Genomic DNA, 18,357 nt, shown 5'->3' with positions numbered 1-18,357 from the left:
GTGCGGCGACATCGGCCGGCATGGGCGCCACCGTCTCCGCGGGCGCCAGCGGTGCGGTCCAGATGGGCGTCAGCGCCATTGCCAGCCAGGCCGCGGTGAGCCTGGCCAACAACGACGGCGACCTGGGCAAGGTGCTCAAGGAATTGGGCAGCAGCGAGAGCATCAAGGCCATCGCTACGTCGATGTTGACGGCGGGCGTGATCGAGGGGCTGGGCGCCTCGGGGCTGCTACCGAAAGACGTTGCCAGCACGACCAATGGCTCAGCGCGCTTCACGGCCCAGCTGCAGCGACAGTTGATCAACAACGCAGCCGGCGCGGTGGTGCGCAGTGCGGTCAACGGCACCAGCCTGGAGGACGAACTGCGCGATGGGCTGGTCAATGCACTGCTGAACACGGCGGCTGCACAAGGGGCGTTCCAGATCGGCCAGTGGACCAGTCCGGGCATCGATCCCGTGACGGGGGCCGCCACACCGCCGGCGCTGAACCGGTTTGCAGGCGAAGTGGCCCACGCCATCGTGGGATGCGCGGTGGGTGCGGGTCGCGCGACAGCTGCTGCAGGTACAACCGGCAATGGGTGCGCGGCAGGCGCGTTGGGCGCCGTAGCCGGCCATCTGACAGCGCAGTTCATCAACCCGACAGGTGATCAAGGTCAGGCATCGGCGACGACCGAGGTGTCGCGGCTCGTCGGTGCCATCGCCGCGGCGATCGCGGGCGGCGACGAGACAGCCATCTACGTGGCGTCCAATGCCGCAGGCAATGCAGTAGAGAACAACTGGCTGAGCCGGAAGCGGCCGAACCTTCTTGGACTGTCGGAGCAGGATCAGTACGACGCTGCTGTGAAAGCGTGCAATGCGGGCGACAAGGAAGCGTGCGACACGCGGACTCGGTGGATGCAGCTCTCATCGGGCCGTGACGGAGCACTGCGGGATGCATGTGCGGCTGGAGGAGCGTCGACGGGCTGCCTCACGGAAGTGCAGCGTGCCCAGGCTGCAGGCAACGCAATCTTCGTCGATGGGCGCGGGAACATCATCGTCAACGGGGTTGCCTTCGCTACGGCGGGGCCGATCACGTCGCCGTTCACGACGTCGACCGCGGGGCAGATGGCACAGAGCACTGCTGATGGGATCCTTTTGGAGATAGGGAACCAAGCGTCTGGAGCAGTTGTCGGCGCGGCGTGGCAACTCGGCCGAAATGTTGTCGGAAGAATTTTTTATTCGGCAGACAACGCCGCCATCAAATCAAGCCTCGCACAACCGCTCACCGGGGATAGTGCTACCTTCGCTGTTGATCGTAGTGCCGGTTCAATCAGAAACGTAAACCCTGGCTACCCGCAGCTCGGCCGAACACAAAATTGCATCAATTGTTCGATTGCGACTGATGCCACTCTTGCGGGCAATCCAGCTTCTGCTCTACCTGCGCCTCGTCCTAAATCCATAGCGATATTGGAAGCTCAGTACGGTACTCGCTTTGGCCCGCGCAGCACGCCAGAAACCATCGAAGAACTATTATTATTAGCAGGCAATGGGGCGCGAGGCATTATATACGGTGCGCGAGGACCAGGAGAAGCAGGGCATGTCTTCAATGTGGTAAATCAAAATGGGATAATAAGATTTCTTGATGGGCAATCAGGCACCATCGCTGATTTCAACGGATACACAACTTTTCATTTACTAAGGACCAACTAAAATGATTGATCGTAAGCAAGCTGAGCGTTTGGCTGAAGAATACTTGACCAAAGTGCAGGACGAAATAAAGATTCCAATAAAATTATCAAAAAAGATTAATCTCCCTTATGGCTGGGTCTTTTTTTATAACTCCAAGGAATACATTGAAACCGAGAATATCAGCTCCGCACTGTTAGGCAACGCGCCGTTCATCATTGATGCCGCGGACGGTACTCTTACACTTTTCGGGACAGCTCATCCCGTGGAGTTCTATTTGCAAGAATATGAGCAATCAAGGCATAAACCATGAAGAAATTCTCTTTCAGCAAAGAGCATGGCAAAAGAAAAGGCTTGTCAACTGGTCATTGCCAATCGGCAGAGATAGCTCAAAATGAAGCCGCAGATCATACCAGCGCCCCTTGTCATTCACTTAAAATAGAAGTCTGCGGACGGGCTTGACGAGTCAACACGTTGACGGAAGGGTTTTGCGCACGAGGTGCAATCAATTTCCAGTACCTCGCAAATTTTCGGCGCGAAGTTCTGTCATGAATATTGACATTTCTACGGCGGCAGAACGCGCGCAAGCCTATCTGGCCCTCGGTCATTGAACGTGAAGCTGACGTAAGTTGTGCGCTTATCTTGAACAAGGTCCGCAAGGACGAAGATGGTCGTCTTCAGCGAAGTGATGACCGATGGGGTACGGAAGAATCCGTAGCATCTGGAGCGTCAGTGCGCTTGAGAATCAAGCGAATACCAGCCTAAAGACCAGAGAAACTCAAGCGGACAAACGAACACTCAGAAAAATAGCGCTTCAGCGGTCCATTCCTAACAGGATGCGGAAATACTCCCTTCCAAAGTGAGCTGTCTTCTTCGGCGACGACTCGCTTTTCACATGGTGCGATAAGCAGCGATTTCGGGAGCCGTTTTCGCTGATTTGAGGGTGTTTTGCGAGCCTCTGATTGCCTCAGAGCGCCTGCGGACGGATTTGCCCCAACGAACGCATGCGCGTCAAGTTGTAGGCCGTCATCGTCAGCACGAACAGGTGGTCCACGCGCTTGAGTCCACGCACCATCACCTGACGAATTCCGCCCACCGTCTTGGCCCAGCCAAAGCCCTGCTCAATGAGCTTGCGCTTGCGCTGCGACAGCGCATAGCCCTCGCTCGCAGCGATGGCATCGGGCACGGCTGAGCGCCGCCCGGAAGTGTTGTGGGACACGCGCGGTATCACGCCCATGTCTCGGCATGCCTGGACGAACTCGTGCGTGTCGTAGCCCTTGTCCGCACCGAGCGTGACCTCGGCATCCGGACTCGCGGTGGCCTGACGAGCGTCCCTGATCATGACCTTGGCCGCTTCGCGTTCGGCAAAGCCGTCGGCTCGGGTGACCATCGCGTTGGCGATCAGGCCGTGGTGGTTGTCCGAGAGCGTATGGCCCATGTAGCGCAGCTCGCGGGCGGTCTTGCCTTTGCGGTACAGCCGCGCATCGCCATCGGTACGCGAGGCGTGGGTGTCGTTGCTGCGGGTCTGACCTTTGAAGCTGGTGCTGCCGGTCGAGTCGTTGCCCGCATCATCATCGTCGCCGTTCTTGCGCACGAAGCTCCTGTGGCTGGCCCACGCCTGGATGAGGGTGCCATCGACGCTGAAGTGTTCGCCCGACAGCCAGCCTTTGCGGCCCGCTGTCTCGACGATGTGGTTGAACAGCTCGATGATGGCGTCATGCTCGATCAGGCGTTCGCGGTTCTTGGTGAAGACGCTGGGGACCCAGACCGCATCGTCCATGGCCAGGCCGATGAACCAGCGATACAGGAGCTTGTACTGGGTCTGCTCCATGAGCTGGCGCTCCGAGCGAACGCTGAAGAAAATCTGCAGCAGCATCGCGCGCAGCAGCTTCTCTGGAGCGATGCTGGGGCGCCCACCCTTGATGTCAGCCTCGTACATGCCGGTGAACAACTCATCCATCTTGAGCAGCGCTTCATTGACCATCGCGCGGATGGGCCGCAGCGGATGATTGGCGGGTACGAAGTCCTCCAAGCGGCGCATCGTAGACAAGCTCTCGGTGAAGGTATCGGCTCCGCGCATCGTCGGGGTCTTGGGTCGCAACTGTCGGGGATCAACTTCTAACGTTTGAAGGCTGCCACGCGTCGACTGGTGGCAGAGGTATTTCAGCACCCTGCTAAGGCCCACGCCACGTGCTCGCGCACCAGCGCGCTGGGGTGGTCGCGCCGTGCGGCCAGGGCCGCGCGCGCGTCCTCCTGGCCGGCGCGCAGCGCATTGCCCAGCGCGACCGCGATGTTGCGCAGCCAGCGCTCGTGGCCGATGCGGCGGATCGCGCCGCCCTCGGTGAAGCGCAGGAATTCGTCTTCGCTCCATGCGAAGAGCGCGGCCAGCCGGCGGCCGGTCAGGCTCTCGCGCGCATCGAAGTCGGGCAGCGCGCTCTTCTTCGCGAACTTGTTCCACGGGCAGATCAGCTGGCAGTCGTCGCAGCCGTAGATGCGGTTGCCGATCAGCGGCCGCAGCTCCAGGGGAATTGCGCCCGCATGCTCGATGGTGAGATAGGAAATGCAGCGCCGCGCATCGAGCCGGTGGGGCGCGATGATGGCCCGCGTCGGGCAGATGTCGATGCAGGCGCTGCAATTGCCGCAATGCGCGCTGACCGGCGCGCTCTCGGGCAATGCCATGTCGAGGTAGATCTCGCCCAGGAAGAACATCGAGCCGGCCTCGCGGTCCAGCACCAGCGTGTGCTTGCCGCGCCAGCCCTGGCCGCTGCGCGAGGCGAGCTCGGCCTCGAGCACCGGCGCCGAATCTGTGAAGACGCGATGGCCGAAAGCGCCGACCTCCTCGCCGATGCGATCGGCCAGCTTCTGCAGGCGCGAGCGCAGGACCTTGTGGTAGTCGCGGCCACGCGCGTAGAGCGACACGATCGCCTCGCCCGGCCGCCGCAGCCGGTCGAACTCGATCGCCTGCCAATCCCCCGGCGTGCCGCGCGGAAGATAGTCCATGCGCGCCGTGATCACCGACACCGTGCCCGGCACCAACTCGGCCGGCCGCGCACGCCGCATGCCGTGCGCGGTCATGTAGTGCATGTCGCCGTGAAAGCCCTGCGCCAGCCATTGCGCGAGGCCTGCCTCCGCGCTCGACAGATCGACACCCGCGATCCCGATTTGGGAGAATCCGAGCTCCCGGGCCCAGGCCCGAATCCGACTCACGAGTTGATGGCTGCCGATCACCTGCCGATTGTAGAAACGCGAACCCTCGTGCAGCGGTGGGCCAGCGAGGACGACTGCGATGCACTCGCGCGCAGCCTCGCGTCATCGGAAGCGCTGCGCGATGCGTTCATCGCCTTGCATGGAGACCTCGGCGCCGGCAAGACCACCTTCGTTCGCCACCTGTTGCGCGCGCTCGGCATCGGCTCGCGCATCAAGAGCCCGACCTATGCGGTGGTCGAGCCGCACGAGGCACCCGGCGGCCTGGCCATCTTCCACTTCGACTTCTATCGCTTCAGCGATCCGCATGAATGGGACGACGCCGGCTTCCGCGACATCTTTGCCGGGCCTGGCCTCAAGCTTGCGGAATGGCCGGAAAACGCTGCGGGGCGCATTCCGATTGCCGATCTTGCTATTAAAATCGAAGCAATGAACGACGATACCCGCACCGTGACCCTGCACGCGAACACCGCGCGCGGCAGCCGGCTGCTCGACGCCGCCGAATGAAAGCCGAAGGACTGCAACGACGCGCACTGCTGCAGGGCGGCAGCCTCGTCCTCCTCCTGGGCACCGCCGAGATCGCGCGCGGCGCGACCATCGTGGCGGTGCGGGTCTGGCCGGCGAACGACTACACCCGCGTCACCATCGAATCCGATGGCCGCCTCAATTCGCAGCAGCTCGTGGTCGGCAACCCGCCCCGGCTCGCCGTGGACATCGACGGCATCGACCTCAACCCCGCGCTGCGCGAGCTGGTGGGCAAGATCCGGCCCGAAGACCCGTACATCAACGGCCTGCGCGTCGGGCAGTTCGCGCCGAGCGTGGTGCGCATCGTGTTCGACCTCAAGCAGACCGTGGCGCCGCAGGTCTTCTCGCTGGCGCCCGTCGCGGCCTACCAGCACCGGCTGGTGCTCGACCTCTATCCGCAGCAGGCCATCGACCCGATGGAGGCGCTGATCGCCGAGCGCCTGCGCGACGCGCCGCGGGCCCAGGGCCGCGACAGCACGGTCGCCGGCATCGCGCCGCGCAATGCCGGCGCGCCCGGCGAAACGCCGGCGCCGCTGCGGCCCGCGCCGCCGGCCGCCGATCCGCTGGGCGATCTGATGGCGCAGCAGTCGATGCGGCCCGCGCCTGGTGCGCCATCGGCAGCAGCGCCCGCGCCTGCGCTGGTCGCACCCGCGCCGCTGCCCCCGGTGGTGGGCACCGCGCCGACGCCCGCCGTCCCGCCATCACGCAACGGAAACGGCAACGGCAATGTCGCCACCGCCAGCCGCACCGACCGCATCATCATCGTCGCGCTCGACCCGGGCCACGGCGGCGAGGACCCCGGCGCCATCGGCCCCAACGGCACGCGCGAAAAGGACATCGTGCTGCAGGTCGCGCACCGCCTGCGCGAGCGCATCAACGCGAGCAGCGTCAACGGCAACCCGATGCGCGCCTTCCTCACGCGCGACGCCGACTTCTTCGTGCCCCTGGGCACCCGCGTGCAGAAGGCGCGCCGCGTGCAGGCCGACCTGTTCGTGAGCATCCACGCCGACGCCTTCACCAACCCCGATGCGCGCGGCGCCAGCGTGTTCGCGCTGAGCCAGAGCGGCGCCTCCAGCAGCGCCGCGCGCTGGCTGGCGAACAAGGAGAACCAGGCCGACAAGGTCGGCGGCGTCAACGTGGGCTCGCACGAGGCACAGGTGCAGCGCGCACTGCTGGACATGAGCACCACCGCGCAGATCAACGACAGCCTCAAGCTCGGCGGCGCGATGCTGGGCGAGATCCGCGGCATCGGCGCCCGGCTGCACAAGCCACAGGTCGAACAGGCCGGCTTCGCGGTGCTCAAGGCGCCCGACATTCCCAGCGTGCTGGTGGAGACCGCCTTCATCAGCAACCCCGAGGAAGAAGCCAAGCTGCGCAGCGTGGCCTACCAGGAAGACCTGGCCGATGCGCTGATGCGCGGCATTCAGCGCTACTTCGCGCAGAACCCGCCGCTGGCGCGCAGCCGGCAGCTGTAGCGGGCTCGATGACATCGCCGGTCCCAGCGGCAATCACGCAGCCGTCGGCGTTGTCCCGCATTCTTCGTCATCATCCCGCGTTAGCCTGTCCCGCGAGGAATCCAATCTGATGGCAGATACCACCGCGCCCATTCCCCTGGCGCGTCCCGACTACCGCCTGAGCGACAGCCTCTGGGCCACCGGCGGCTGCATCTTCCTCACCGGCACGCAGGCGCTGGTGCGACTGATGCTGATGCAGCGCCAGCGCGATGCGGCGGCGGGCCTGGACACGCGCGGCTTCATCAGCGGCTACCGCGGCTCGCCGCTGGGCATGGTGGACCTGGCACTGTGGAAGGCCGGGTCGAAGCTCGACGAGAGCGGCATCCGCTTCCTGCCGGCGATCAACGAGGAACTGGGCGCCACCGCGGTGCTCGGCACCCAGCGCGTGGAGGCCGATCCCGAGCGCACCTGCGCCGGCGTCTTCGCGATGTGGTACGGCAAGGGCCCCGGCGTGGACCGCGCCGGGGATGCGCTCAAGCACGGCAATGCCTACGGCGCCTCGCCGAACGGCGGCGTGCTGATGGTCGCGGGGGACGACCACGGCTGCGTCTCCTCCTCCATGCCGCACCAGAGCGACCAGGCCTTCCAGTCCTGGCACGCGCCGGTGGTCTCGCCCGGCAGCGTCGGCGAGTACCTGGAATTCGGGCTGTACGGCTGGGCGCTGTCGCGTTTCTCCGGCAACTGGGTGGGCTTCACTGCGCTGTCGGAAGTGGTGGAGAGCGCATCGACCGTCGACCTCGACCTGGTGAACGCCCGGGCCGCCGCCTGGCAGGACGGCGACACCGTGCGCCGCATCACCGGCTATGCCCCGCCGGCCGACGGTCTGCACTACCGCTGGCCCGACCTGCCATCGCTGAAGATCGAGCAGCGCCTGCATGCCAAGCTGGACGCGGTGCGCGCCTTCGCACGGGTCAACAGCATCGACCGCCACATCGTCGAGAGCGCCGATGCGGCGATCGGCATCGTCACCGCCGGCAAGGCGCACTACGACTTCATGGAGGTGCTGCGCCGGCTCGATGTCTCGCCGCAGACCCTGGCCCGCCACGGCGTGCGCATCTACAAGCTGGGCCTGACCTACCCCGTCGAGCCGACCCGCATGCGCGCCTTCATGCAGGGCCTGAAGGAAGTGCTGGTGATCGAGGAGAAGGGCCCGGTGGTCGAAGACCAGCTGCGCGCCATGTTCTACAACGACGCCGAGCGCCCCGCGATCGTGGGCAAGCAGGACGAACGAGGCACGCCGCTGGTCAGCGCCATCGGCGAGCTGCGCCCCTCGCGCCTCATCGAGGTCGTGGCCTGCTGGCTGGCCGTTCATTTTCCGGACCTCGACCGCCGCCACCTGGTGCGCGACTTCACGCCACCCGAGCTGCTGTCCAATGCCGGCGACGGCGTGAAGCGCCTGCCCTACTTCTGCGCCGGCTGCCCGCACAACACCAGCACGCGAGTGCCGGAGGGCTCGCGCGCGCAGGCCGGCATCGGCTGCCACTTCATGGCCAGCTGGATGGACCGCGAGACCGAGGGCCTGATCCAGATGGGCGGCGAAGGCGTGGACTGGGTGTCACACGCGATGTTCACGCGCGTGCCGCATGTGTTCCAGAACCTGGGCGACGGCACGTATTACCACTCGGGCTACCTCGCCATCCGGCAGGCGGTCGCGGCGCGCGCCACGCTCACCTACAAGATCCTCTTCAACGACGCGGTGGCGATGACCGGCGGCCAGCCGGTGGACGGCATCATCAGCGTGGACGGCATCGCCCGCCAGGTGGAGGCCGAGGGCGTGAAGCAGGTGGTGGTGATGTCCGACGACATCGGCAAGTACCGCAGCATCCGCCATCGCTTTCCCGAAGGCACCGAGTTCCATGACCGCGCCGAACTCGACGCGGTGCAGCGGCGCCTGCGCGAGATGCCCGGCGTCACCGTGCTGATCTACGAGCAGACCTGCGCGGCCGAGAAGCGCCGCCGGCGCAAGAAGGGCGAGCTGGTCGATCCCGCGCGGCGCGTCTTCATCAACGACCGCGTCTGCGAGGGCTGCGGCGACTGCTCGGTGCAGAGCAACTGCGTCGCCGTGCTGCCGCTGGAAACCCCGCTGGGCCGCAAGCGCAAGATCGACCAGAGCAACTGCAACAAGGACTACTCGTGCGCGAAGGGCTTCTGCCCCAGCTTCGTCGGCGTGCTGGGCGCCGGCCCGCGCAAGAAGACCGGCGCGCTCGCCGGTGGCGCCGACGCCTTCATGCAGCGCGTGGCGCGCCTGCCGCAACCCGCGCGCCATACCTGGACCGGCCCCTACGACCTGCTGGTGACCGGCGTCGGCGGCACGGGGGTCGTGACCGTCGGCGCGCTGGTCGCGATGGCTGCTCACCTCGAAGGCCGAAGCGCCAGCGTGCTGGACTTCATGGGCTTCGCGCAGAAGGGCGGCTCGGTGCTGAGCTTCGTGCGGCTGGCCGACGTGCCCGAGCGCCTGAACCAGGTGCGCATCGACACGCAGCAGGCCGACGCGCTGCTGGCCTGTGACCTGGTGGTGGGCGCTTCGGCCGATGCGCTCGTCACCGTGCGCCACGGCCGCACCCGCATCCTTGCCAACACGCACGAGACGCCGGTCGCGGAGAGCCTGCACAACCCGGACGCGAGCCTCAGGGCGCCGCAACTGCTGGAGAAGCTGCGCTTCGCCGCCGGCGAGGAGCGTGTCGAGACGCTGGACGCCCAGGCACTGGCCGAAGGCTTTCTGGGCGACTCGATCGCTTCCAACATCCTCGCACTGGGCTACGCCTGGCAGCGCGGGCTGGTGCCGGTCGCACTCGAAGCGCTGCTGCGGGCCATCGAGCTCAACGGCGTGGCCGTGGAGAACAACAAGCTCGCCCTCTCGCTGGGTCGCATGGCTGCAGACGACCCGCCGGCCGTGGCTGCGCTGCTGCGCGATGCCGACGCGCCCGAACCGGCGCAGCCCGAATCGCTGGATGCGCTGATCGAGCGCGCGCTGGCCCATCTTGTTGCGTACCAGAACGCGGCCTATGCGCGCCGCTATGCCGATCTCGTGGCGACCGTGCGGCAGCGCGAGGCCGCGCTGCAGGCCGATACCACCCTGCCCTTCACCCGCGCGGTGGCGCAGGGCCTGCTCAAGCTCATGGCCTACAAGGACGAGTACGAGGTGGCGCGCCTCTACACCGACGGCGAATTCATGCATGCGCTGCGGCAGCAGTTCGAGGGCGAGCCGAAGCTCGAGTTCTACATGGCGCCACCGGGCCTGGCCCGCACGCGGTCCGGCGAGGCGCCGCGCAAGCTGCGCTTCGGCGGCTGGATGATGCCCTTCATGAAACTGCTGGCGCAGGGCAAGCGGCTGCGCGGCACGGTGTTCGACGTCTTCGGCCGCACCGAGGAACGCCGCATGGAACGCCAACTGATCGAGGACTACCAGCGGCGCGTCGAGTCGCTGCTGCCCGCCCTCGGCACCGAGCGGTTGAAGATCGCGACCGATATCGCGCTGCTGCCGTTGCAGATGCGCGGCTTCGGCCACGTCAAGCTGGCCAACGTGGCCCTCGCACGCGTGCGTGAAGCCGAGCTGCTCCATCGTTTCGATCCCCAGGTGTTTCCGCGCCCTGCACCCTCGCGCGCGGCCGGCCAGCTCCGCGGCATCGCGGTGACGGCGTCGCCGCGCTGACACGGGTCGGCCAAGACGGCCCTCGCCGTTGCTCCTTGTTGCACGGATTCAGCGCGCCCATTCGTGCACCGGGGTGCGGCAGGCTCCTACACGCGCGCCGCCGTGCGTTCCGAGAATGTCTTCATCACTCATCCGAAAGGTGGACAGCATGAAGACACGTCTTTGGATCACAGCCGGTGCAGCCACGGCCATCATGACGCTCGCGGGTTGCGCGGCGGGCCCGAACGAGCAATGGGGCACGGCGGGTGGTGCGGTCGGCGGTGCCGTGGTCGGCAATGCGATCGGCGGCAACACGGCCAGCACGGTGGGCGGCGCCGCCATCGGCGGGCTGATCGGCAACCAGGTGGGCCGTCGCGCCGACGAGCGGAACTACGATCGCAACTACTACCGCGGACAGCGCAGTGGCGGCTACTATCCCTACAACGGGCCGACCTACTGATCCTCGGCTTCCCGCATGAACGAAGGCGTGCCTGGCACGCCTTTTTTCATGGACGCGATCAGCGTGCCGACGAAGGCGCGCGTCCTGCGCGCCAGGCACCGAAGAGCGCGATCAGGCCCGGCACGATGATCAGCGCCCAGATGATCTTGTCGAGGTGCTCCTTCACGAAAGGCATGTTGCCGAACAGGTAGCCCGCCGTGCACAGGCTCAGCACCCACAGCAGGCCGCCGCCGATGTTGTAGAGGCTGAACTTGCCGCGCGTCATCGCGGCCACGCCGGCCACGAAGGGTGCGAAGGTGCGGATGAAGGGCATGAAGCGCGCCAGCACGATGGTGATGCCGCCGTAGCGCTCGTAGAACTCATGCGCCTGGTCGAAGGCCTTGCGGTTGAAGAAGCGCGAGCTCTCCCACTGGAAGACCTTGGGGCCGAAGTAGCGCCCGATGCTGTAGTTGCACTGGTCGCCCAGGATGGCCGCCACGATCAGGATCGGCACCGCGATCCCGTAGCTCATCAGGCCCGCGCCGCACAGCGCGCCCACGATGAAAAGCAGCGAGTCGCCGGGCAGGAAAGGCATGACCACCAGCCCCGTCTCGACGAACACGATCAGGAACAGCAGCGCGTACACCCAGGGGCCGTAGGCGATGACGAAGGTCTCCAGGTGTTTGTCGACATGCAGGATGAAGTCGACCAAGAAGCTGATGATTTCCATGGGCGCGCATTATCCTGGTGGGCACGGCGGCTTCCGGCAAGCCCTTCTAGAATGGCCGGGTGAGTGCCCTTCCCACTGCCTCTGCCCTCTCCCCCCTCCTCCCGGCCGCGCGCCGCCCGATCCGCGAGCTCCCCGACGAACTGATCAGCCAGATCGCCGCCGGCGAGGTCGTGGAACGCCCGGCCTCCGTGGTGCGCGAGCTGCTCGACAACGCGCTCGATGCCGGCGCCCGGCAGATCACCGTGCGCCTCGCCGCCGGCGGCGTGCGCCTGATCTCGGTGGAAGACGACGGCCAGGGCCTGCCGCGCGACGAATTGCCGCTCGCCCTGCGCCGCCATGCGACCAGCAAGATCGCCAGCCTCGACGATCTCGAGACGGTGGGCACGATGGGTTTCCGCGGCGAGGCGCTCGCCGCCATCAATGCGATCGCCGAGCTGAGCCTGCAGTCGCGCGCGGCCGGCGCCGACGGGGCCTTCGCGCTCGACGGCCGCACCGGCGAGCTGCGGCCGGTGGCGCGCGCGCCCGGCACCACGGTCGAGGTGCGCGAGCTCTTCTTCGCCACGCCGGCCCGCCGGAAGTTCCTGAAGACCGATGCGACCGAGCTCGCGCATTGCATCGAGGCCGTGCGCCGCCACGCGCTGGCGCGGCCCGAGGTGGGCTTCGCGATCTGGCATGAAGGCCGGCTGGTCGAACAGTGGCGCGCCGCCGATGCGCGCGACCAGCGCCTGGCCGATACGCTCGGCGACGAATTCGTCGCGCAGAGCGTGGCGGTCGAGCATGCGGCAGGCCCGGTGCGCGTGACGGGCCGCGCCGGCATTCCGGATGCCGCGCGCTCGCGCGCCGACCAGCAGTTCTTCTACGTCAACGGCCGCTTCGTGCGCGACAAGGTGCTGGCGCATGCGGTCCGCAGCGCCTACGAGGACGTGCTGCACGGCCAGCGCCAGCCGATCTACACGCTCTACCTGGAGATCGACCCGGCGCGCGTCGACGTCAACGTGCACCCGACCAAGATCGAGGTGCGCTTCCGCGACGGCCGCGAGGTGCACCAGGCGGTGCGCCATGCGATCGAGAACGCACTGGCGGCGCCGCGCGCGGGCGAGGCGGTGTCGGCACCGGCCGAGCCTTTCTTCAAGCCACGTTCCGCATCGGCTGCGCCGGTCGCGCCGGCCTGGACCCAGCCGGCCATTCATTTCGCGGCCGAGCGCGGCCTGGGCGATGCGGCGGCGATGTGGCCGAGCGCCCGGCGCGAGGAGGCTTCGGCCCCGTCGGCGTTCACCCCCCCGGCATCCGAGACCGTGCCGCTCACAGGCTTCACCCGACAGGCGCCAGCGGCCCAGGCCACGCCGGCTCATGAAGAGACCTGGCCCCTGGGCCGCGCCCTGGCCCAGCTGCAGGGCATCTACATCCTGGCCGAGAACAGCCAGGGCCTGGTGATCGTGGACATGCACGCCGCCCACGAACGCATCGTCTACGAGCGGCTGAAGACGCAGCTCGACGGCGCCGCCATCGCCAGCCAGCCGCTGCTGATCCCCGCCACCTTCGCCGCCACGCCCCAGGAGGTCGCCACCGCCGAGGCCTGCGCGGCGGTGCTGCCCGCGCTGGGGCTGGAGATCACACCCTTCTCGCCACGCACGCTGGCGGTGCGCGCGGTTCCCGGCACGCTGGCCGACAGCGACCCGGTGGAGCTGGCCCGCAGCGTGCTGGCCGAGTTGGCCCAGCATGACGCCAGCACCGTGGTGGAGCGGGCCCAGAACGAGCTGCTGTCCACCATGGCCTGTCATGGCGCGGTGCGCGCCAACCGCCGGCTGACGGTCGACGAGATGAATGCCCTGCTGCGCCAGATGGAGGCGACCGAGCGCTCGGACCAGTGCAACCACGGCCGGCCGACCTGGCGCCAGCTCTCGGTGCGCGAGCTGGACAGCCTCTTCATGCGCGGCCGCTGACCGGCCGCCGGCGCACAGGCGCCTGTCCGATTGCGTGCAATTCGGCACATTTGTCGCGTCTTGGACACGCAACCAAGGGTTTCCACTCGTCGGCGGAACGCCGGGCACGGCCGTTGCATGCAGTCTTTCGGTTGAACTTTCCCACCAAAAGCCTGTCTTTCCGCCTTGCGATGAAGTCCTGGACCCTGTTCGCCTCCGCTACCGCCCTGGTCGCCCTGCTGGCCGGGGGCTGTTCCACCCTCGACGAGCGGCAGCGCGAATGGATCTTCCAACCCAGCGATCGCAGCTGGGGCAACTCCGAAGCCATGACCGAGGGCATGGAGCACGTGTGGATCGACTTCGATTCCAAGGTCACGGGCCGGCCGGCCCGCCTGCACGGTCTCTGGCTGGGCGGGGCGCCCGAATCGGCCGACACCCCGGTGCTGCTCTACCTGCACGGCGCGCGCTACAACGTGGCCGGCTCCGCCCCCCGCATGCGGCGCATGCACGAGCTGGGCTTCTCGGTGCTGGCCATCGACTACCGCGGCTTCGGCAAGAGCAGCAAGGCCCTTCCTTCCGAGGACTCGGCCCGCGAGGACGCGCGCGCCGCCTGGATCTGGCTGGCGGCGCGGCACCCGAAGCAGCACCGCTACATCTTCGGCCACTCGCTGGGCGGCGCCATCGGCATCGACCTGGCCGCGCAGGTGAACGACGAGAGCGGCACCATCGTCGAGAGCACCTTCACCTCCATCGCCGACGTGGTCAGCAGCTTCAAGTGGGGCTGGCTGCCCTTCGGGCCCCTCATCACGCAGCGCTTCGAGGCCATCAGCAAGGTCAAGAACATCGGCGCGCCGCTGCTGGTGGTGCACGGCTCGGCCGACAGCCTCATCAATCCGACGCTCGGCCGCAAGCTCTACGAGGCGGCCACCGTGCCCAAGCAGTTCGTGCTGGTCGAAGGCGGCTCGCACCACAGCACCGGTTCCATCGGCGAGGCGCAGTACCGCTCGGCGCTGGCGCAGCTGTTCCGCATGAAGCAGCCGAACGTGATGGCGGCGCAGGAAGGCGCTCCCGCGCAGCCGGCGGCCTCCGAAAAGCTGCGGGACGCCGCGGCCGCGGCGCTGCCGCACAAGATCTGAGCGCCCGCGCCCGCGCCCGCGCCCGCGGCGGCGCATTTGTTACGCTCGGGTGCATGCCGCCCATCGCAGCACCTGCTGTCTCTCCCGCCGAGGCATCCTCCTCTCGCATGTCGCCCGCCCTGGTGGTCCTGGTGCTGGCGCTGCTGCTGGGCATCCAGCCCGTCACCACCGACCTCTACCTCCCCGCCCTGCCCACGCTGACGGCCGCCCTGGGCGCACGCATGGGCCAGGCACAACTCACGCTCAGCGCCCTGCTGCTGGCCTTCGGCTGCGCGCAGCTCGTGCTGGGCCCGCTGTCGGATCGCTTCGGCCGCCGGCCGGTGCTGCTCTGGGGCCTGGCGGCCTACGTGCTGGCCAGCATCGGCGGCGTCGTGGCCGGCTCGATCGAGCTGCTGATCCTCTGGCGCACGCTGCAGGGCGCAGCCATGGGCGCGGCGGTGATGGCCGCGCGCGCGATCGTGCGCGACCTCTACCAGCCAGCCGACGGCGCGCGCGTCATGTCGCGCGCCCTCACCGGGCTGGGCCTGATCGCCTGTCTCTGCGCGCCGGTCGGCGGCCTGCTCGCCGACCTGTTCGACTGGCGCGTCGCGCTGGCCATGCCGGGCCTGTTCGGCGCCATCACCCTGGGCCTGGTCGCGCTGCGCTTCGACGAGTCGCTGGCCCGTCGCAATCCCGACGCGCTGCGCCCCGGCACGCTGCTGTCGACCTGGGCCATGGTGCTGCGCCATCCCACCTTCCTGGCCTTTGCCGCCCTGACGACGGCCGCCTACGGCCTGCTCTTCACCTTTCTCGCCAGCTCGTCCTTTGTCTTCATCCAGGTGCTCGGCCTGTCCCGCACGCAGTACGGCCTGGTGATGTTGTGGAGCTCGCTGTCCTACATCGTCGGCACCTTCGTCTGCCGGCGCTGGCTGCCGCGCTTCGGCGTGCGCGGCAGCATCGCGCGCGCCGCCGCGCTGACGCTGGCCGGCGGCACCGCGATGGGCGTGCTGGCGCTGGCCGGGGTGCATGCGGCATGGGCCATCGTCGGCCCGCTGACGCTGATCATGCTGGCGCACGGCGTGCACCAGCCCTGCGGCCAGACCGGCGCGGTCGGCCCCTTTCCGCAGGCCGCCGGCGCGGCCTCCGCGATCAACGGCTTCGTGATGATGCTGGCGGCCTTCGGCATCGGCGCCTGGCTGGGCACGCGCATGGACGGCACCGTGCTGCCGCTGGCCCTGGGCATGTGGTTCTGGAGCGTCTGCCTGGCGCTGATCGCCTGGACCCTGGTGCGCCGCCACGGCGACACGCATGGCCATTGAGGCGGGCTACGTCGCGCTGGCCGGGCCCACGGCCTCGGGCAAGACCGCCGCGGCGCTGGCGATCGCGCGCGCGCGACCGGTGGAGATCGTCAGCGTCGACTCGGCCCTGGTCTACCGCGGCATGGACATCGGCACCGCCAAGCCCAGCGCCGCCGAGCGCGCCGAGGTGCCGCACCACCTGATCGACATCCGCGACCCACGCGAGCCCTACAGCGCGGCCGCCTTCGTTGCCGACGCGCGCCGCCTGGTCGGCGAGATCCGCGCGCGCGGCCGGCTGCCGCTGCTGGTGGGCGGCACGATGCTGTATTTCAAGGCGCTGGCCGATGGCATCGACGCCATGCCGGCGGCCGATCCCGAGGTGCGTCAACGCCTCGAGGCGGAAGCGGCGGCCGAGGGCTGGCCCGCGATGCATGCACGCCTCGCACAGGTCGACGCGGCCACGGCCGCGCGGCTGGCGCCCAACGACAGCCAGCGCATCCAGCGCGCGCTGGAGGTGTGGCTCACGAGCGGGCGGCCTCTTTCCAGCTTCCATGCCGCCCAGAGCCAAAGCGGCCTGCCGCCGCTCGCCCTCTTCTCGCTGGAGCCCACCGAGCGCGCCTGGCTGCACCAGCGCATCGCCGAGCGCTTCGACGCCATGCTGGCCGCCGGCTTCCTCGACGAGGTAATGGCGCTGCGCGCGCGCGGCGACCTCGATCCCGACCTGCCCTCGATGCGCAGCGTCGGCTACCGGCAGGCCTGGGAGGCGCTGGACGGCGCCTGGCCGCTGGCCCAGCTGCGCGAGCGCGGCATCGCTGCCACGCGCCAGTTGGCCAAGCGGCAGATCACCTGGCTGCGCAGCATGCCGTCGCGCCGCGTGGTGCCGGCCGAGGCGCCGGATGCGATCGCGCGCATCGTCCTGCAGGTGGGCGACATCCCATGACGCTCCAGGTCCAGGGCCTGGCCAAGCACTACGGCGAGGCCGCCGTGTTCGAGAAGGTCTCGCTCGAGGTCGCGCCCGGCGAATTCGTCGCGATCGTCGGCGAGTCAGGCGTGGGCAAGTCCACCCTGCTCAACTGCATGGCCGGACTCGACAGCTGGGATGCCGGGACCATCCGGCACGACGGCGTCGACATCGGCACGCTCGACGACGAGGCCCGCGCGCTCTGGCGGCGCCGCCACGTGGGCTTCGTGTTCCAGGCCTTCCACGTGCTGCCGCACCTGGACGTGGCGCAGAACATCGCACTGCCGCTGATGCTGCTGAAGCAGCCCGACCCGGCGCGCGTGGCGCACATGCTCGAGGCGGTCGGTCTCGCGGGGCTGGGCGGGCGCCTGCCGCAGCAGCTCAGCGGCGGCCAGCTCCAGCGCGTGGCGATCGCGCGCGCGCTGGTGCACCGGCCCGCGCTGCTGCTGGCGGACGAGCCCACCGGCAACCTCGATCCGGGCACCGCCGCGAAGGTGCTGGAGCTGCTGCTGGCGCAGACCCGCGAACATGGCGCAGCGCTCGTGCTGGTGACCCACTCCGAAGCAGCCGCCGCGCGGGCCGATCGCGTGCTGCACCTCAGCGCGGGCGGCATCCTGCCGGGCTGACCACCCCGGCGTTCCATTGAAGCCTGCCCCGACAACGCGTTGGCGGTCGGTCGCGGCATCTCGGCCACGCACGAGGCGCTGGCGGCGATCCGGGTGACGACGATCTCGCGCGAGGGTGCCTCGCTCAGTTGGCCTTTGGATAGCGCGCGAACACGCGCTCCTTGCCGCCGCGGTCGATCAGCAGCACCTGGTAGGGATCCTGGCGGTCGCCCACCTCCATGCCCGGCGAGCCGACCGGCATGCCGGGCACCGACAGGCCGATCGCTTGCGGCTTCATCGCCAGCAGCTTGCGCACCTCGGCGGCCGGCACATGGCCCTCCAGCACATAGCCCTCCACCACCGCCGTGTGGCAGCCGGCGAAGCGCTCCGGCATGCCCAGGCGCTTGCGCACCACGGCCAGATCGGCGCTGTCGGTGATCTGCACCGCGAAGCCGGCCTGACGCAGATGATCGGCCCAGGCAGTGCAGCAGCCGCAGTTCGGATCCTTGTAGACCTGGACCGGCACGGCCGCGCGGGCCGGAGAAAGGGACAGCAGGGGCAGCGAGGCCAGGGCGGCGGAAAAGAAGCGTCGTTTCATGAACTGGAGCTCGGCGAGTCTGGAAATCGGAGACCAGCGCGGATCTTCGCAGCCTGAAGCGCTCCCCCGGAACAAACCCCTGATATGGTCGCTCCCGTCAAGGGGCACGGATTGGTTGTTGATCCAGTGGCACGGGGTGATGCGGCCCAAGTCT

16 protein-coding genes are annotated in these 18,357 nt (G+C 68.1%); 12 read left to right on the top strand and 4 right to left on the bottom strand.

Going from position 1 to position 18,357, the window contains the following annotated elements; genetic code table 11:
- From A8M77_RS34015 to A8M77_RS36340, 3 genes are all read left to right on the top strand, one after another.
- A partial coding sequence (locus A8M77_RS34015; RefSeq protein WP_238137072.1) for a DUF637 domain-containing protein occupies positions 1–1,685 on the top strand: 1,685 nt, incomplete at its 5' end.
- Position 1,686: 1 nt separating this feature from the next.
- Positions 1,687–1,974: a YrhB domain-containing protein gene (locus tag A8M77_RS34010; protein WP_086925888.1), complete on the top strand. Its 288-nt coding sequence runs from the start codon at positions 1,687–1,689 to the stop codon at positions 1,972–1,974.
- A complete protein-coding gene (locus tag A8M77_RS36340; protein WP_158101053.1) occupies positions 1,971–2,123 on the top strand; it encodes a hypothetical protein in 153 nt (50 codons plus the stop codon). The genes A8M77_RS34010 and A8M77_RS36340 overlap by 4 nt, the downstream gene beginning before the upstream one ends.
- Before the next feature lie 505 nt (positions 2,124–2,628).
- Here the strand turns inward: A8M77_RS36340 and A8M77_RS34005 are convergent.
- Together A8M77_RS34005 and queG are read right to left on the bottom strand one after the other, a co-directional pair.
- Entirely contained in the window at positions 2,629–3,741 is a 1,113-nt protein-coding gene (locus tag A8M77_RS34005) for an IS5 family transposase (RefSeq protein WP_086925887.1), read from the bottom strand.
- Positions 3,742–3,824: 83 nt separating this feature from the next.
- The gene (gene queG / locus A8M77_RS34000) at positions 3,825–4,889 is read right to left on the bottom strand and encodes a tRNA epoxyqueuosine(34) reductase QueG (protein WP_086925886.1); all 1,065 of its coding nucleotides are present in this window, start codon (positions 4,887–4,889) and stop codon (positions 3,825–3,827) included.
- Between queG and tsaE the strand changes: the two genes are divergently transcribed.
- The 4 genes from tsaE (at position 4,875) to A8M77_RS33980 (ending at position 10,995) form a co-directional block, all read left to right on the top strand.
- Complete coding sequence (gene tsaE / locus A8M77_RS33995; RefSeq protein WP_086925885.1) at positions 4,875–5,372, top strand: tRNA (adenosine(37)-N6)-threonylcarbamoyltransferase complex ATPase subunit type 1 TsaE; 498 nt, start codon at positions 4,875–4,877, stop codon at positions 5,370–5,372. The two genes, queG and tsaE, sit on opposite strands and share 15 nt — an antisense overlap.
- Positions 5,369–6,865: an N-acetylmuramoyl-L-alanine amidase gene (locus tag A8M77_RS33990; RefSeq protein ID WP_086925884.1), complete on the top strand. Its 1,497-nt coding sequence runs from the start codon at positions 5,369–5,371 to the stop codon at positions 6,863–6,865. The genes tsaE and A8M77_RS33990 overlap by 4 nt, the downstream gene beginning before the upstream one ends.
- A 109-nt stretch (positions 6,866–6,974) precedes the next feature.
- Positions 6,975–10,556: an indolepyruvate ferredoxin oxidoreductase family protein gene (locus A8M77_RS33985; protein WP_086925883.1), complete on the top strand. Its 3,582-nt coding sequence runs from the start codon at positions 6,975–6,977 to the stop codon at positions 10,554–10,556.
- 148 nt (positions 10,557–10,704) lie between these two features.
- Positions 10,705–10,995 carry a glycine zipper domain-containing protein gene (locus A8M77_RS33980; RefSeq protein WP_086925882.1) on the top strand — a complete coding sequence of 97 codons (291 nt, stop codon included), beginning with the start codon at positions 10,705–10,707 and terminating at the stop codon, positions 10,993–10,995.
- A 58-nt stretch (positions 10,996–11,053) separates the two neighbouring features.
- Here the strand turns inward: A8M77_RS33980 and A8M77_RS33975 are convergent, their stop codons facing one another.
- Positions 11,054–11,704 (bottom strand): DedA family protein, encoded by a 651-nt coding sequence (locus A8M77_RS33975; RefSeq protein ID WP_086925881.1) that lies wholly within the window; start codon positions 11,702–11,704, stop codon positions 11,054–11,056.
- Between the two features lie 59 nt (positions 11,705–11,763).
- On the opposite strand from A8M77_RS33975, the gene mutL reads away from it, so the two are divergent.
- The 5 genes from mutL to A8M77_RS33950 all read left to right on the top strand — a co-directional run bounded on the left by mutL (position 11,764) and on the right by A8M77_RS33950 (position 17,626).
- A complete protein-coding gene (gene mutL, locus A8M77_RS33970) occupies positions 11,764–13,647 on the top strand; it encodes a DNA mismatch repair endonuclease MutL (RefSeq protein ID WP_086925880.1) in 1,884 nt (627 codons plus the stop codon).
- A gap of 170 nt (positions 13,648–13,817) precedes the next feature.
- Entirely contained in the window at positions 13,818–14,762 is a 945-nt protein-coding gene (locus tag A8M77_RS33965) for an alpha/beta hydrolase (protein WP_086925879.1), read from the top strand.
- Positions 14,763–14,869: 107 nt separating this feature from the next.
- A complete protein-coding gene (locus A8M77_RS33960; protein WP_192871718.1) occupies positions 14,870–16,060 on the top strand; it encodes a Bcr/CflA family efflux MFS transporter in 1,191 nt (396 codons plus the stop codon).
- Entirely contained in the window at positions 16,050–16,979 is a 930-nt protein-coding gene (miaA, locus tag A8M77_RS33955) for a tRNA (adenosine(37)-N6)-dimethylallyltransferase MiaA (protein WP_086925878.1), read from the top strand. Before A8M77_RS33960 ends, miaA begins: the two co-directional genes overlap by 11 nt.
- The gene (locus tag A8M77_RS33950) at positions 16,976–17,626 is read left to right on the top strand and encodes an ABC transporter ATP-binding protein (protein WP_086925877.1); all 651 of its coding nucleotides are present in this window, start codon (positions 16,976–16,978) and stop codon (positions 17,624–17,626) included. Before miaA ends, A8M77_RS33950 begins: the two co-directional genes overlap by 4 nt.
- 124 nt (positions 17,627–17,750) lie before the next feature.
- Here A8M77_RS33950 and A8M77_RS33945 read toward each other — a convergent pair whose 3' ends face one another.
- Complete coding sequence (locus tag A8M77_RS33945; protein WP_086925876.1) at positions 17,751–18,203, bottom strand: DUF411 domain-containing protein; 453 nt, start codon at positions 18,201–18,203, stop codon at positions 17,751–17,753.
- Between the last annotated feature and the right edge of the window lie 154 nt (positions 18,204–18,357).

The organism is Variovorax sp. JS1663, assembly GCF_002157355.1.
In the GTDB taxonomy this organism is placed as follows: Bacteria; Pseudomonadota; Gammaproteobacteria; order Burkholderiales; family Burkholderiaceae_C; genus Variovorax.
This window is presented reverse-complemented; position numbering and strand designations above follow the sequence as displayed.

Bases quoted from the DNA above. Each gene is read 5' to 3' on its own strand.
- A8M77_RS34010 (WP_086925888.1), top strand. From the start codon at position 1,687: ATGATTGATCGTAAGCAAGCTGAGCGTTTGGCTGAAGAATACTTGACC.
- A8M77_RS36340 (WP_158101053.1), top strand. From the start codon at position 1,971: ATGAAGAAATTCTCTTTCAGCAAAGAGCATGGCAAAAGAAAAGGCTTG.
- A8M77_RS34005 (WP_086925887.1), bottom strand. From the start codon at position 3,741: ATGCGCGGAGCCGATACCTTCACCGAGAGCTTGTCTACGATGCGCCGC.
- tsaE (WP_086925885.1), top strand. From the start codon at position 4,875: ATGGCTGCCGATCACCTGCCGATTGTAGAAACGCGAACCCTCGTGCAG.
- A8M77_RS33990 (WP_086925884.1), top strand. From the start codon at position 5,369: ATGAAAGCCGAAGGACTGCAACGACGCGCACTGCTGCAGGGCGGCAGC.
- A8M77_RS33985 (WP_086925883.1), top strand. From the start codon at position 6,975: ATGGCAGATACCACCGCGCCCATTCCCCTGGCGCGTCCCGACTACCGC.
- A8M77_RS33980 (WP_086925882.1), top strand. From the start codon at position 10,705: ATGAAGACACGTCTTTGGATCACAGCCGGTGCAGCCACGGCCATCATG.
- A8M77_RS33975 (WP_086925881.1), bottom strand. From the start codon at position 11,704: ATGGAAATCATCAGCTTCTTGGTCGACTTCATCCTGCATGTCGACAAA.
- A8M77_RS33965 (WP_086925879.1), top strand. From the start codon at position 13,818: ATGAAGTCCTGGACCCTGTTCGCCTCCGCTACCGCCCTGGTCGCCCTG.
- A8M77_RS33960 (WP_192871718.1), top strand. From the start codon at position 14,870: ATGTCGCCCGCCCTGGTGGTCCTGGTGCTGGCGCTGCTGCTGGGCATC.
- miaA (WP_086925878.1), top strand. From the start codon at position 16,050: ATGGCCATTGAGGCGGGCTACGTCGCGCTGGCCGGGCCCACGGCCTCG.
- A8M77_RS33950 (WP_086925877.1), top strand. From the start codon at position 16,976: ATGACGCTCCAGGTCCAGGGCCTGGCCAAGCACTACGGCGAGGCCGCC.
- A8M77_RS33945 (WP_086925876.1), bottom strand. From the start codon at position 18,203: ATGAAACGACGCTTCTTTTCCGCCGCCCTGGCCTCGCTGCCCCTGCTG.